At 35.6% G+C, this 14,799-nt stretch carries 10 protein-coding genes; 1 reads left to right on the top strand and 9 read right to left on the bottom strand.

Annotated elements, in window-relative coordinates:
• Positions 1-164: 164 nt before the first annotated feature.
• Positions 165-4,703, bottom strand: coding sequence for an NHL repeat-containing protein (locus MYP_RS24825; RefSeq protein WP_052430007.1), 4,539 nt, complete (start codon positions 4,701-4,703; stop codon positions 165-167).
• A gap of 696 nt (positions 4,704-5,399) precedes the next feature.
• Between MYP_RS24825 and MYP_RS07245 the strand changes: the two genes are divergently transcribed.
• The gene (locus MYP_RS07245; protein ID WP_045460572.1) at positions 5,400-6,341 is read left to right on the top strand and encodes an NAD(P)-dependent alcohol dehydrogenase; all 942 of its coding nucleotides are present in this window, start codon (positions 5,400-5,402) and stop codon (positions 6,339-6,341) included.
• A gap of 265 nt (positions 6,342-6,606) precedes the next feature.
• On the opposite strand, the gene MYP_RS07240 is transcribed toward MYP_RS07245, so the two are convergent.
• The 8 genes from MYP_RS07240 to MYP_RS07205 all read right to left on the bottom strand — a co-directional run bounded on the left by MYP_RS07240 (position 6,607) and on the right by MYP_RS07205 (position 14,469).
• On the bottom strand, positions 6,607-8,067 hold the full coding sequence (locus tag MYP_RS07240; RefSeq protein WP_045460569.1) for a T9SS type A sorting domain-containing protein: 1,461 nt from the start codon (positions 8,065-8,067) through the stop codon (positions 6,607-6,609).
• Positions 8,068-8,592: 525 nt separating this feature from the next.
• On the bottom strand, positions 8,593-9,219 hold the full coding sequence (locus tag MYP_RS07235; RefSeq protein ID WP_045460567.1) for a metallophosphoesterase family protein: 627 nt from the start codon (positions 9,217-9,219) through the stop codon (positions 8,593-8,595).
• A gap of 21 nt (positions 9,220-9,240) precedes the next feature.
• A complete protein-coding gene (locus MYP_RS07230; RefSeq protein ID WP_045460564.1) occupies positions 9,241-9,591 on the bottom strand; it encodes a DUF2200 domain-containing protein in 351 nt (116 codons plus the stop codon).
• Positions 9,592-9,614: 23 nt separating this feature from the next.
• Complete coding sequence (locus tag MYP_RS07225) at positions 9,615-10,004, bottom strand: iron chaperone (protein WP_045460560.1); 390 nt, start codon at positions 10,002-10,004, stop codon at positions 9,615-9,617.
• Between the two features lie 166 nt (positions 10,005-10,170).
• On the bottom strand, positions 10,171-11,586 hold the full coding sequence (locus tag MYP_RS07220) for an FAD-binding oxidoreductase (RefSeq protein ID WP_197060028.1): 1,416 nt from the start codon (positions 11,584-11,586) through the stop codon (positions 10,171-10,173).
• A gap of 504 nt (positions 11,587-12,090) precedes the next feature.
• On the bottom strand, positions 12,091-13,002 hold the full coding sequence (locus MYP_RS07215) for a bestrophin family protein (RefSeq protein ID WP_045460555.1): 912 nt from the start codon (positions 13,000-13,002) through the stop codon (positions 12,091-12,093).
• 334 nt (positions 13,003-13,336) lie between these two features.
• Positions 13,337-14,164, bottom strand: a complete 828-nt coding sequence (locus MYP_RS07210) for a hypothetical protein (protein ID WP_045460552.1) — start codon at positions 14,162-14,164, stop codon at positions 13,337-13,339.
• Between the two features lie 35 nt (positions 14,165-14,199).
• A complete protein-coding gene (locus MYP_RS07205) occupies positions 14,200-14,469 on the bottom strand; it encodes a hypothetical protein (protein WP_045460548.1) in 270 nt (89 codons plus the stop codon).
• Positions 14,470-14,799: the final 330 nt, after the last annotated feature.

Genomic DNA, 14,799 nt, shown 5'->3' with positions numbered 1-14,799 from the left:
ACATTTAATGAGATGAGCTTTGCAAAGATTGAGATACATCTTATAGTATATCACTAAGTACCAACATCTAAAAAAAACAAATCTTTAACTCCTTTCACAAAAAAATAGCCCCTAAAATCGGGGCTATCAATCTATTCTAACTCTTAAACAAAATTAACTACTGATTATCTAATAATTACCTTTTTTATAAGCAGATCAGCTTTGTTATGAATTTTTACAACGTACAATCCATGCTGGGAAACTGAAATTTGTTTGGATGCCCCTGAATAAATCAATTTACCTGAACCATCAAATACATTAATGTTTTCTACTTCACCTTCGATAACAATCGCTGAATTTCCATTATCAAATACATTAACGTTTCTTGTATCTTTGATATCATCATTCAAGGAAGTCACAGCCTCTACAGTCATAGTAATGTTAATGCTCGGGGCAGCTTCGTAAATCCCATTCCCAGCTTGGGAGACAGTAATAATTGTGGTACCCGCTCCCTTAATGGTTACAGTATTACCTGAAATGGTTGCAACCGATGGACTGGATGAAGTATAAGTTACACCCAAACTTGAACTGGCCTTAGCATTCAAACCAAATGGTAAATCTGTTGACACTTTGTTTATATCTGTTATACCAGAAAGACTTTGAGAAGCTTTCTTTACTGTCAGGGTTGCAGAAATACTAGCTGCTGCCGGATATATATCATTACCTGTTTGTGAGGCCGTAATAACGGTTGTACCAGCCCCCACAATGGTCACCTTGTTTCCTACTATAGTTGCAACAGACGGGTTGGATGAAGCATAACTTACTGCTAATCCAGAACTTGCTTCGGCATTTAGGCTAAAAGGTAAATCAGTAGCAATTTTATTGATATCAGCTAAGCCTGAAATGCTTTGGAACGCTTTACCAACGGTCAGATTTACTTTTACACTCTCAGCTGGCAGATACGAGCTATTGCCAACCTGTGACGCTGTAATAACGGTAATACCAACTCCGACAATGGTAATATTATTACCAGAAACAGTGGCAACTGACGGATTCGAAGAGGTGTAAGTCACCGCCAGTCCGGAACTTGATTTTGCATTCAAACTGAACGGAGCATCAGTTGCAATTTTATTTATGTCTGCCAGACCAGTGATACTTTGAGCTATTTTACTAACGGTTAAGGTCTTTGAGACACTAGTAGCCGCATTGTACATGCCGTTACCGGCCTGTGAAGCAGTAATGATAGCTGTACCGGGTCCAGTAACATACACAACATTTTCTTCAATGATTGCTACTGCCGGGTTGGATGAAGTATAAGTTACTTCCAAACCTGAACTTGCTTCTGCATACAGAGAAAAGAAAGAAGCATCCGTAATTAATCTGTTCATATTGGCAAGCCAAGATATACTTTGTGAACCCTTTGTTACGGTCAAAGTTGCAGTAACCGTTGGAGCTTCATGATACATGTATCCATAATACCAATGTCTGCCATCCTGGTTAGCCGAAATAGTTGTAGATCCTACACCTTTAATTGTTACCGTATTTCCGTAAATGGTAGCTACAGACGGGTTGGAAGAAGTGTATTGTACATCCAATCCTGAACTTGATTTAGCATTTAAATCAAAACGCTCTTCGGATAAACTTTTAGTCATATTGGCAAGTCCGGTAATAGTTTGAGTGCCTTTTGCAATCTTTAATATCACGGATACTTCGCTTGCTGCTTTATAGGTATCATTACCGCTCTGAGATGCTGTTATGATAACCTCGCCGGCGCCGTGAATGGTTATAGTATTTCCTGAGACTGATGCCACATAGGGATCGGATATTGAATATGTAAGTGGTAATCCAGAACTTGATTTTCCTGTAAGGGTAAACGGGGCATCTGAAATTCCTTTGTTCATGTTCGATAATCCAGATATAGTCTGGGTTGCTTTGGTTGTGTATACATAGATCTCATTCCTCGCAGGTTCATATATTCCATTACCCTCTTGTGTAACTTCAAACAACGCTCCCCCTGCTTTTAAAATAGTTACTGTATTTCCTGATACACTAGCCACAGACGGATGTATAGCGGTAAAGGTAAGAGGTAAACCTGAAGTAGCTACAGCATCCAGTGTAAACGGAGCATCAGAAGCAACTTTAGGATAATACAAGGTTCCTTCGATATATTGTTTTGCCTTAGTAACTGTTAATGTTGCTGTTTGACTTGGAGCAGGCATATATTTATCGTTACCCGCTTGTGAAGCAGTTATTGTTGTAGTTCCTGCCCCTACTATCGTTAAAATATTTCCGGAAATAGTTGCTACCGCCGAATTGGAAGATACAAAACTTACTGGTAACCCTGAAGTCGCTGTCACATCGAGAGCAAATGGTGGCGTTGTAGTAAGTCTATTCATATCATACAAATACGAAAGTATTTGAGTAGTATTTGCACCGCCACCTCCAACTGTTAATACCGCTGAAACTGTCCAGGCGGCTTCATAGATACTATTGCCTGCTTGTGATGCCGTAATCGTTACCGTACCCGGCCCAATGATAGTTATCACATTTCCGGAGATCCTTGCAACCGAAGTATTAGATAAACCATAGGTTACAGGTAATCCAGAGCTAGCTGTTGCATTAAGACTGAACGAAGCGTCCGTAAGCATTTTATCTAAATTTGAAAGCCCGGAAATGGTTTGAGTGGCCTTATTTACATTTAAGTAGGCAATAACATTAGCTGCGGCGTTATAAGTACCATTTCCTGCCTGAGAGGCTGTGATCGATACTGACCCTGCTCCCACAATTGTTACTGTACTTCCTGAAATGGTTGCAACCCTCGTATCTGAGGAGGTATAGTTTACGGCCAATCCTGAACTTGCTGTCGCACTTAAAGAAAATGGCGCTTCGATAGTAGTCTTATTAATATTGGAAAGGCCAGATATACTTTGCGCAACTTTAGTTACAAAAAGTTCTGCACTGGTGCTTACTGAAGTAAAAGTTTCATTACCTGTCTGTGTAGCAGTGATTCTGGTTCTTCCAACTCCGACTATTGTTACTTTATTCCCTGAAATGATTGCAACCGCAGGATTGGAAGAGGTATAAGTTAAAGGCAATCCTGAACTAGCTGTCGCTGTGAGATCAAATGGAAGGTCGGTAGTAAGTTTGTCCATTTGATTCAATCCTGAGATTTCCTGAGAAAGGCCACTTGCTTTAATAGTCAGGTTTGCAGAGATGTTCGCAGCAGGCAGGTAAATATCATTACCTCCTTGAGAAGCTGTAATCACAGCGGTACCAATGCCCCATATGATTACTTTGGAACCCGAGATACTGGCAACCGAAAGATTCGAAGATGTATAACTCACAGGAAGTCCCGAACTTGATACGGCACTTAATTCGAAGGAGTTTACGTTGCTTAATTTCGTCATATCTGTCAAACCAGAAATAGTTTGTGAAGCTTTGGTTACAGTAAGCGTAGCAGTAACAGTTGCAGCCTCTTCATATGTATTGCTTCCTAATTGTGATGCTGTAATAATAGTACTGCCTACCCCCACTATCGTTACTGTGTTTCCTGCAACAGTTGCGACTGAAGGATTCGATGAAGTGTAAGTTATGTCCAATCCTGAACTGGCTGTCGCAGTTAAATTAAATGGAGCCGTTGTCGCAACTTTGCTTATATTGATATGACCTGAAATAGTCTGAGGCGTCAACTTTACAACTCTTCTGACTTTTCTTGCATCTCCGATATACATGACACCAGAAGCATCAAATAATAGTCCACCGACTGCCTTAAATGTTGCTGATGCAATCCCAAGATCTGCGTCACCGGAAATCCCTGTACCTGCATAGGTTGATACCACACCTGAAGGCGTTATTTTCCTGATTTTATTATTCCCTAAATCAGCTATATAAAGATTTCCTGAGGCGTCAATTGTAATATTCCTTGGGTTATTAAAAGAAGCAGAAGTCCCTGCACCATCTGCACTGCCCATATTACCTGAACCTGCAAAAGTACTCACGACACCTGTAGGAGTGATTTTTCTGACTTTGTGAATTGAAGCATCCGTCATAAAAACGTTACCTGAAGCATCAACAGCTATACCTTGTGGTTCAGAAAAAGAAACCGTAGCCCCCTGACCATCGGTAGAGCCCATTAGTTTAGTATTTCCTGCCAATGTTGTGACCATACCAGCAGGGGTGATTTTTCTGATTTTTCTATTCATCATATCAGCAACATACAGATTACCGGATGCATCAATGGTTATGCCTTTCGGATTATCGAAGGAAGCAGAAGTACCCAAACCATCATCGCCTAATGGCCTCCAGTCTCCTGAGCCAGCAAAGGTACTTACAACACCACCGGGTGTTATCTTCCTGATTTTATGGTTTCCGCTATCTGTAATATAAATATTACCTGCAGCATCTAAGACTATACCGGTAGGGAAATTAAAAGAAGCAGCTATACCCATTCCATCCGCACTTCCAAGTGAGCCACTACCTGCCAGGGTAGTTACTATACCGGCCGGAGTTATTTTTCTGATTTTATGATTGTAATAATCAACTACATAAATATTTCCGGCTGCATCTTTAGCCAAACCAGAAATGTAATTGCCAAAAGAAGCAGCTATACTTACTCCATCCGCAGTTCCATCTACTCCGCTTCCTGCAAAAGTCCTGACAGTTTGCGCTTTAACTAAATTTAATCCTGTGATTACGAACAGAAACAATAAAAATTTTACTCTCATAAACGCTTTTTAAATAATTTTCAAATGATCAAATGCCTCAGAAAGATGTAGAGCAAATGAACTTAAGGTATAATTAAAAATACTCAAAAATTTTTTTTCCAATAGACTTAGTTGTCAAATAGACCTGGCCAGTAAACGAAATACTATTTTCAATTTACAATCGATTTTGAAGTATGCCTTTAATTGCGTAATGGGGAAAAATAAGTAAGAACTTGAAGAAGAGTATCAAAGATGTTAGAAAAAAAAATCCTTAAACCTTATATTTTGAATGGTTTCCAAAACTCTATTGTCTTGCATGAAAATATGATCAAGGAAAAGGTTCGTTGTGTTTATGTTAACTTAATTATCATTATTGAGAAAACACCAGCAAAGAATTGATTTAATAGTTTTTGAAGACATATTGTTATCACTAAGAGCATCGGAAAAATTTGGACATACCAACTTAAAATGAGTCCCCTGTCTTTTTGAGAGACCCTTAAAAATAATTCATAAAGGACTTGATAATCCTTTATATTAATAATGATTGATTATTTAATTGTTAGAAATTTATACTTCTAGTATTACCAGATATTAATAATTACTTACTCTTTGAATAAAATTTATTTTTTTAAAATTATCGGTTAAATTACCATCCTAAAACTTTAAAAATCAAACATCTACACATAACTCCAATTAGAGCATAAAAAACCAAAAAAAATGAAAGCAATAATATGCACCCGATATGGAAATCCAGAAGTTCTTCAACTTCAGGAAGTAGAAAAACCGGTACCGAGAAAAAATGAAGTTTGTATAAAAATCAAAGCTACTTCTATAACAGGTAGTGATATTATAATAAGAGGCTGCAAAGTCCCCGGGATTATGGGGCTGATGATGAAACTTGCAATTGGCTTTTCCAGACCCAGGAACCCGATATTAGGTTTAATTTTGGCTGGAGAAATAGAATCAATTGGTGATGATGTTAAAAGATTTAAAAAGGGAGAACAAATTTTTGGAGTAACCATAAAATCTCCAATGAAGCCAAACATGGGGACATATGCCGAATTTAAATGCCTTCCGGAAGACAGTTTTATTGTTAATAAGCCATCGAATAAAACTTTTGAAGAAAGTGCTGCAATCCCATTTGGAGGTGGAATTGTTTTACATTTTCTAAAAAAAGCCAGAATTATGCCAGGTCAGAAAATTCTTGTTTATGGTGCTTCCGGATCTATCGGGACATCGCTCGTGCAACTTGCAAAGTACTATGGAGCCCATGTTACGGGCATTTGCAGTACCTCAAATCTAGAATTAGTGAAGTCCTTGGGGGCTGATGTTGTTGTAGATTATACTAAAGAAGATTTCACAAACCTGGGAGAATTATATGACATAATATTCGATGCAGTTCCAGCGGGAATGATTAACAGAAAAAAAATAAAATCAAAATGCCTGAAAAATCTTGCAACTAATGGTAAATACATTTCAATTGATGACGGAAGACCGGAATTTACAATAGAAGGTTTACTGCTACTTAAAAGATTATCTGAAACAGGAAAATTTAAATCCGTAATTGATCGCTGTTATTCATTAGAACAAATTGCAGAAGCGCATAGATATGTTGAACTAGGCCATAAAAAGGGAAATGTAATCATTCAGGTAAATTAATTTCACTTACCTAAAAGACATAAACTTTAATAGCCGTCAACCTAAAGGTTTTATCTCTGACTATTCTGAAACTCTGAATTATCTGAATGTTCAAATAAAAGAAATTTCAGCTGGCAGAGTTTGATATAAATGGAATTAATTGTCTACATTATCGTCCTTTACAGGGCTCAGAGAACAAAGTAACATTCTAAATTATATCAAACAATCTTAAGTTGACGGCTATATTATTAAGGAAGTAGAATGTATATTCTATAAAGCAATTGTATTATTCAACCACCAGCTTCTCTGTTAAAATTTCAGTATCAGTCTTGATCTTGATATTGTAAATACCTTTTTTCAGAGAACTTACATTGATTCCTCCTTCAGTTACAACAAGAGGAGTTATTTCTCCTAATACAGAAACCGCTTCTGCTGAAACAACTGATACGTTGTTACTCAATTTAACCTCCTCACCTGAAGCTGGGTTAGGATAAATTACAGTTTTGCCTGTTGTTTCTGAAGTAAATTCAAAATCATGAGCGGATCTGTAAGGAACGTACTGATAGAACGGCATTCTGAAAGCAGCTCCTTCATTACCAATTGTCAGAAGGTTATCAGAATTGGACGCTCCAGCAAGCACATTATCACTGTCTATTGCAACTGAATATCCCAAAGCTCTGGCTACAAGATTAGAAGGATTGCCAACATTCATAATCCCTTTGTATTTATAACCTCCTTCATCTGTATACAGGTATACCTTACCCTGCTCAGGATTAGGACCAGCGCTGGCTCCTCTTGGTGCACCAACCACTGCTCTGTTGTATTGGATTGCTACTGAATGTCCGAATCTATCTCCTGTACCAGTTCCCGATGTTACAGATGGCACTAATGTACTTTTCAAACTCCAAAGATTGTTCTGGAAAACAAGCACAGCTGCTTTTCTGGCAGATGGATCTCCTGCAATTACATGGTTATCTGTTATGTCAACATCATACCCAAAATTTGTTAAATAGGTATAACCTGAATATGGGTCATACAATGGTATTCCCCATGTTGAAGGATTTGGAGCATATCCTTGTTCAAGACTCCATACATTATTCTGATATTTGTAAATATAAATTGAGTGGTCACCAGGAGCACCTACTACTATTTTGTTACCTCTGATGGCTACCGAAATACCAAAGTCTGCATCAGTATTACCAGAACCATTAGCAATTACTGTGTTTCTTACCCAAGCATTGTTAACAAAATTCCAGATTTCTATATACCCTCCATGATGAGAATTATTTACATTAGGAGCTCCGATCACCATCCAGTTATCATGAATATCCACTGCACGTCCAAACTGGTCATGTGCTCCGGGATTCAATGCAGTAATAACTGTATTAAAATTATTCTGAGGATTTCCGTTTAAATGCTTTGAAAGATAAACTGCGCCTTGATTGGCATTACCTGTTTGTGGTGCACCTGCTGCAATCCAGGAACCGTTCATGCTGTTTGAGTAGCCAAACAGACCTGTACCCGACCCAGAAGTCTGGAACAACAGTTGATTGTTTTTAAATACGTTTAAACCATTTCCAAATTCAGAACCAACAAGAGAGTACCCATTGTATTCCGTTACTGAAAATCCCCATTCTTTGATTAGGTTAGGATTTGGAAACTGAAGCCTTGTTGCCTGACCATGAGCCATAAATGAAGCGGACACCATTAAAGCCGCCGCTAGTCCTTTCTTTAAATTTCTTACCATGTGTTGTTATATTTTTCTCACATAAATAAAGAAAAATACTATTCATATTCAGGACGTTTAATCATTGTAGGTTGCGGATTTACGAACGTTGAATCACCATTTACAAAATTTCTTTTGCAGATCTTATTTTATGAATAAATCTTTAGCAAAACAGGTTGTGATTCCCTTCATGGTCCATTATGAACAGATTTCTGAAAGCTTCCATCAACTTAATTTTGGAATCCAGAAAAAATATGGTAAAGCAGGAAATAAATTACTAGTTAAAAGAAATGAGATTGCTACTCTTATAAAATAAACATGGATGGAACTATCGTTTTAATGATTCCTGTTATCGCTCCGAAAGCAATGTCTCCATTCAGCGCATACTAAAAACCTACTCTTTCGCTTTCTAATTAGGGCTTTGTCTTTCCCAAAAATTCATTGATCTTAATATTCTCATATTCGATATTCTCCCTCCTTCCAAATACTCCAATTAAATCTTCACCAAGCAATCTTAATAATTCTCCAAGCGATTGTCCCGATTGCTTATATTTCAAAAATTATTGGCTCATTTTTTAAAAGATAATTTTCATCTATCACTGACGCATTAATGAATTTGATCCCTGATGAAACCATCTCTCCATAAGCTTCATGAATATGTCCGAATACATGTACTTTTGGATGCACTTCATATATTCTATTGAGTAGGTCTTCACAGCCTACAGTTTGTCCTCTTATTGTTTTGTCAAGTAATCCAAATGCAGGACCATGGGTAACTAATATATCTGTATCAGATGGGATCAAGTCCCAGTGCCTGATAATTGACTCTCCACGATGACGGTTAAAAGCCCAGTCATGAAACCAGGGTGTAACAGGAGATCCCCAGATTTTTATACCATTAATTGTAATGCCGCTATCGCAAAGATATGTAACCTCTGGAGGAACTATGTCTGCGATATATTTATCAGAATTTTTCTCAAAAAAGAAATCATGATTTCCAGCGACGAATATTTTATGTTCAAAATCAAGCCCGCTGTACCAATCAAGGAAATCTTTTATTTCATCTTCCTTACCTCTCCTGCTTATATCACCCGCATGTATGATGATATCTCCTTTGGGAAGTTCCAGATTTCGATGTTGACCATGAGAATCAGAGATAGTGATGAATTTCATAATTTATAAAACTCCATCCACCTACTTCCTCAAAATCTTTTCCATCGCCTTGCCTTTTGCCAATTCATCAATCAGCTTATCTAAATAACGAATCTTCTGCATCAATGCATCTTCAATTTCTTCTACTCTATATCCACATATTACCCCGGTAATTTTTGAAACATTGGGGTTGATTTGTGGAGCCTCGGCAAAAAAGGTTTCGAAATCGATTTTCTTATCGATTATCATTTGCAATGCTTGCTGATCATAACCAGTAAGCCAGTAAATAATTTCATCTACCTCAGCTTTTGTGCGTCCTTTTTTCTCTGCTTTAGTTACATAATGCGGATACACACTTGCAAAAGACATTTTAAAAATTCTAGTATTATTCATGCGTCAACCAATTACAAATCTAATTACTTCTTACTTTTTGATTTTGATTTCATTTTCTGTTCGTTTTCTTGTTTTCGGAATTTGATCATCTTTGTAATCATATCAACAGGAAGACTTTCTTTATTGGGTAGTTGAATGACAGATTTGGAAACTTTATAATTTTTCAGATCACTTTCAAACTCCTTTAAAAATTCCGGACTAAAAGGATTCGAAAGAGAAATATGATTTGGAAATGCTGCATAATAAATCAAATATCCATTATACTTAAAACACGGAATCTGATAACTGATCGCTTCTTCAACTTCAGGAACGACTTCATGAATGATTTTACGAATAGTTTGCATCCGTTCCTGGATCTCTGAAGGAAAACCTGCCTGATATTCATCAATTGTCTTAAAATCTGTTTTTGCCATATCCTTATTTTTTTGTTGAATTTAAAACTAATATTTTTCAAGTTAAAAACCAGCATTTTTCAAACAGTCGATTTTCATTTGTATGTTAAGAATATTCAAATATATTTCAACTTTTCAATCTATAATATTCAACATTGCAATTGTCAGAAATCTTATTAAAGCCTTGTTATTTGTAGTAAGTTTCCCATAACTTATTTCTGAATTTATATGTTGGATCAATTTGTTTTTTAAGCCTGAAAAGACTATCGGCATTAGGATATGCTTTAAAAAATTGTTCATTCGATGCATGAATCTGATAAGGAAGATAGTAGGTTCCATCGCATGATATAGATGCATCAATCAATTGTTGTGTCCATTTCCTTACATCATCTTTATTAGCCTGTTTCGTTCCTTGTTTATAATAAAGTACAAAAGCAAATACTTCTGTCCTTGCCCAAGCGAGTGTTGTTCCTGGATCTTGTTTTGCATGTCGTATAGAAATATTTATAACGTTTACTTTGTTCTTTCTTAAGATCTCTGACATTAGGGGATAAAAATCGTCAAACTTTTCAATTGGCACAAAATACTCCTGAAGAACGTAAGTTGATTTTTCTCTTGATTTAGGCTCTAATTCAAGAACGTCGTAACTCGCTTCATAATTTCTCCACTCTACTGGTTTACCTATATATAAAATGGGTTCCAGTAAATGCTGTCTTAACCATTTTCCTGCCGGGAACTCAGAGACTATTTTAAAAGCAAATTTATTGAACCTGTATTTTTTATCATTAGGTTTTAACCTATAACCTATCGTAACATCTCTTGATGTTTTGCGATATGAAATTTCTCTTACTTTTCTATATCGATTAGGATAGATATCAGCATTGTGAAAAACAACTAATGAATCACTTCTGATATTGTCCACAAAAAACTGTTTGTATTTTCTAATTAAAAGTACCTTATCTGTTCGTTCAACTTTATCGTTATCAGTTAAAAATAATGTTGCCTCAACGATGACACCAAGGCCACCGTAACCACCAATTGCTCCATAAAATACTTCTTTGTTTTCTGTTGGACTTGCAGCTACTATATCACCATTAGCCAAAATTATTTTTATTTCTTTAACAGATAAAACAACAGGGCCACCTCCAATATATCTTCCATGAACATTAACACTTAATGAACCTCCAACTGTAAAGTTGGCATAGGTCTGCATTATTTGTACTGACAAGTCATATGGATCTATAAACTCTTGAATTTTCCTCCATGTTATTCCTGCCTGAACTGTAATTTCTTTTTTCTCTTTGGAAAAGCAAATGATACTGTCAAAGCCTCTCATATCTATATGCAATGCTTGTTCGACTGCCGTCTGCCCGCCCATGCTATAGCGTCCTCCACCAATCGAAACAGGTCCATTATGATTTTTTACTGCAACCATTATTTCAGCAGTACTTGTTGGAGAAATGATTGCATTTACTTTGATTGGGTTTAATTGGGTAATATCATTTACTACTTTTGAAGTGTCTTGCCCAAAAAGTTGCAACGAAACAAAGGTCGCCAAAAGAATATAAAAAAGACAATGTCTGTTCCTGTTAGATGTAATCATTATTATTTTTATCATCCATGAACTATCAATATTTATAAGAGCAGATATTGCAATAGACAGAGTGCCAAACTATCTGCAAAATTTTAATCATATAATTATTGTACCACTCCTGCTCGGTATACTGTTATTTTTCTTTATTGGCCCTTTTACTGATGTTTTTGGATAATCAATCCAACAAAAATTTTTAGTGGCTAAAGCTCAAACCATTCGATTTGGAGATTAATTTACGAGACCAAAATAGATTTGTTTTATACGTCTTACAATAATAATTCAAGGAGAGAACAATTAAAATACTGTAATACAGCTCTAACAGAATCATACTCCCTGAATCCTCTCTCACAAACCTTTTTTTACAGCTCTCTCTATTACCCCCATTTTCTTTTAACATTGAACAATTTATAGGCTTTCTTCAGAAGATTAAAAGTATTCAGCACAATTTTTATTCTAAAGGAAAAATACTGACAAAAGACAGATTTTTTTAAATCAAAAACTTTCTCAAAAAAATCAAAGAATATATTCCCCATTTACAGCCGTTACTGGCTCAGGCACTTTTTTCTCCCCCAACATCTGAAGAAGATTAATTTCAATAACTCTTGATATCTGATTTAATGGCATACCGGAGGGAACTTCCTGAAACGGCTCCATCAATGCCATTCCATTTTGATGAGATACATGAAATACAAAACCCATAATCCAGCCAAGAATAATTGACCAGACACCCACACTATCTGCAAGGATAATGGTTATAAAAATCACCAGCACCCAAATAAAAAGTTTAGTGAAATAAATATAAGAAGTAGGGAACACGGTATTATTGATCCGTTCTGATTTTCCCATATGATCAGTAAACAATGTAAGAAATCCATTGAACTGCATAAAGCGAAATTCACTTATGCAATTTTGCTTTGTCAAATACTCCAAATCCCTGGCATTAAGAGAAAGGATTCCATTGGGAATATTGTCTTCTTTACTTAATTGTTCAAGCTCCTGATTCGTAAAAAACTGCTTATAATAACCATCCGTTTTTTTCCGAAGTGATTCTTTCAGTGCATAGACAAAGCCAATCTGACGAAGAATCATCTTACTTTTGATAAGCTCCAGTTCTTCCACACTTAAATTTCCTGGATTGGTATATTGCAATATATTACGTGCCCAACTGCGGGAGTCGTTTACCAGAGCTCCCCAGATAATGCGAGCTTCCCACCATCTGTCATAAGCCTGATTATTACTAAAACCCACGAAGAATGCGAGAGCAGTTCCTAATAATGTCGGTAACATTGGGGGCAAAAGTATAGCCAGGGGTATTACATGCTCATGAACATAGTAGGTAGCAATGCACGTTACAATGATCAATAGATCCACCTTCCAGGTAAATTTTACAATGCGGAACAAACTTAAACTGGGTTTTAATACCATTTACTATAACAAGTTATCAATAAAGAAAATTTTTAGGCGAGTAAAATAATAACAGAGTTTTCTCTGTGAAGTTATATTGTTTACTAATCAGAAGACAAATAAACCTGAATTATAACAGCTCAACAGTAAACAACTCTTAAAGACTATAGGGATTCCTACCCTTTTGTGCCATAAACAAGATTCATTATTTAAACATTTTCGAATAAAACGAATTACTTCTAATAGTTGTACTATCCAAAAACACAAAGAGACAAACATGGAAAGAAGAACCGTATCAGCATTAATGCTTGGATTGTGAATTGCATATAATAAAAAACAATAAATATTTATTATACTATTCACTACCTTCACAGATCCATCGGTATTTTTTCTTCATGAATGGCTTGATATCTTTTAATGGCAATTCTACATCTTCGATCCTATTAGCTCGAAAGAAATCCTGGCTATAGCTAAGAATTAAGGATTTATCTTCAATTCTAAATCCAACATAATCATAGATCTCCCCTCTCATATGCCCTGAATGTCCCCAAATATTAAAATTCTCATCAAATAAAATTTCTTCATTAAGACTTTCTTTAGATTTAAGATAATTCGATAGCTTTTTACTATTGGCAGTATCAAACAGATCTTCGATTAATAATGTTCTCTTGTTAAGAATATCAATATTGAAAGCGTAGAAGTGTGTACCATAGCCTACACCATGACCTCCTGAAACATAATCCTCATATATATTAATACTTAAAATCTTCCTGGAATTCTTTCCCACCTTATAATAGAGATGAGTAGTTCCGGGATTATCAAACAGATTACCACAATCAGAAATTTCACCACTATTACTTTCATAGTGTAAAGTATCAGCCAGAATTCGATAGACTATTTTGTTAATGCTATCATTAACTTTATGCCTTAGATCCTTATTGGGTAAATCAGTTAGTATTGGAATATTCAAATCCCAGTTTCCTGAATAGCAGTCATCATAGTCCTTTTTACTTATTTGAATTATCTTTTCCTTAATTGAAGTATATCCAGGTTCTGGTAAAAGGATATTTGTTTTAACTGTGACTTCTTGTTTTTCAATAGTAATTGATTCAATAGATAAATTATGAAATCCCGTAATTGGGACCAGAATAAGTGATGCTATCGCCAGAAAAAATCGTTTCATATTCTAATCAAAAAAATGATATTCAATGGATCAAGCTATAAACTTGCTGCAATTGCAAAGACAATGCAATACCCGATAAACAGTATCCCATAGAGTGGAATTCCCAATATTAGCCAGAAAAACCTTAAGGACTTGCTGTCGATATTAAGTGAACAATAAAAGTATATCAATCCCATAAACACATGAATAAAAAAGTCTATAACTAAATCAATATCAACAGTTGTGAAATTGAATCTCCATACCAGGAATGAAAATACCAAGACCACCAAACCGACTATACTTTTCTCAATATCATTAAGTCTCATGCTATTTCTGATTATTCAAACAAGAAAAAATAGACATAACTGCTATTAATAAAATCATTCCTACCTGCATTACTTTTTCCTTAATTGAAGTATATCCAAGTTCTGGTAAAAGGATATTTGTTTTAACTGTGACTTCATGTTTTTTAGCTGTACATAATTCAATAGATAAATTATGGAATTATGGAATCCTGTAATTAAAGACCACAACAAAGCTGCTATCGCCAGAAAAAATTGTTTCATATTTTAATTAAAAGATACTTATCATATATGAATCGAATAATTAAATTGTGGAATAAATATTCATTAAAACTGATTCAGCAAAAAATACTA

The organism is Sporocytophaga myxococcoides (assembly GCF_000775915.1).
Classification (GTDB): domain Bacteria; phylum Bacteroidota; class Bacteroidia; order Cytophagales; family Cytophagaceae; genus Sporocytophaga; species Sporocytophaga myxococcoides_A.
This window is presented reverse-complemented; position numbering and strand designations above follow the sequence as displayed.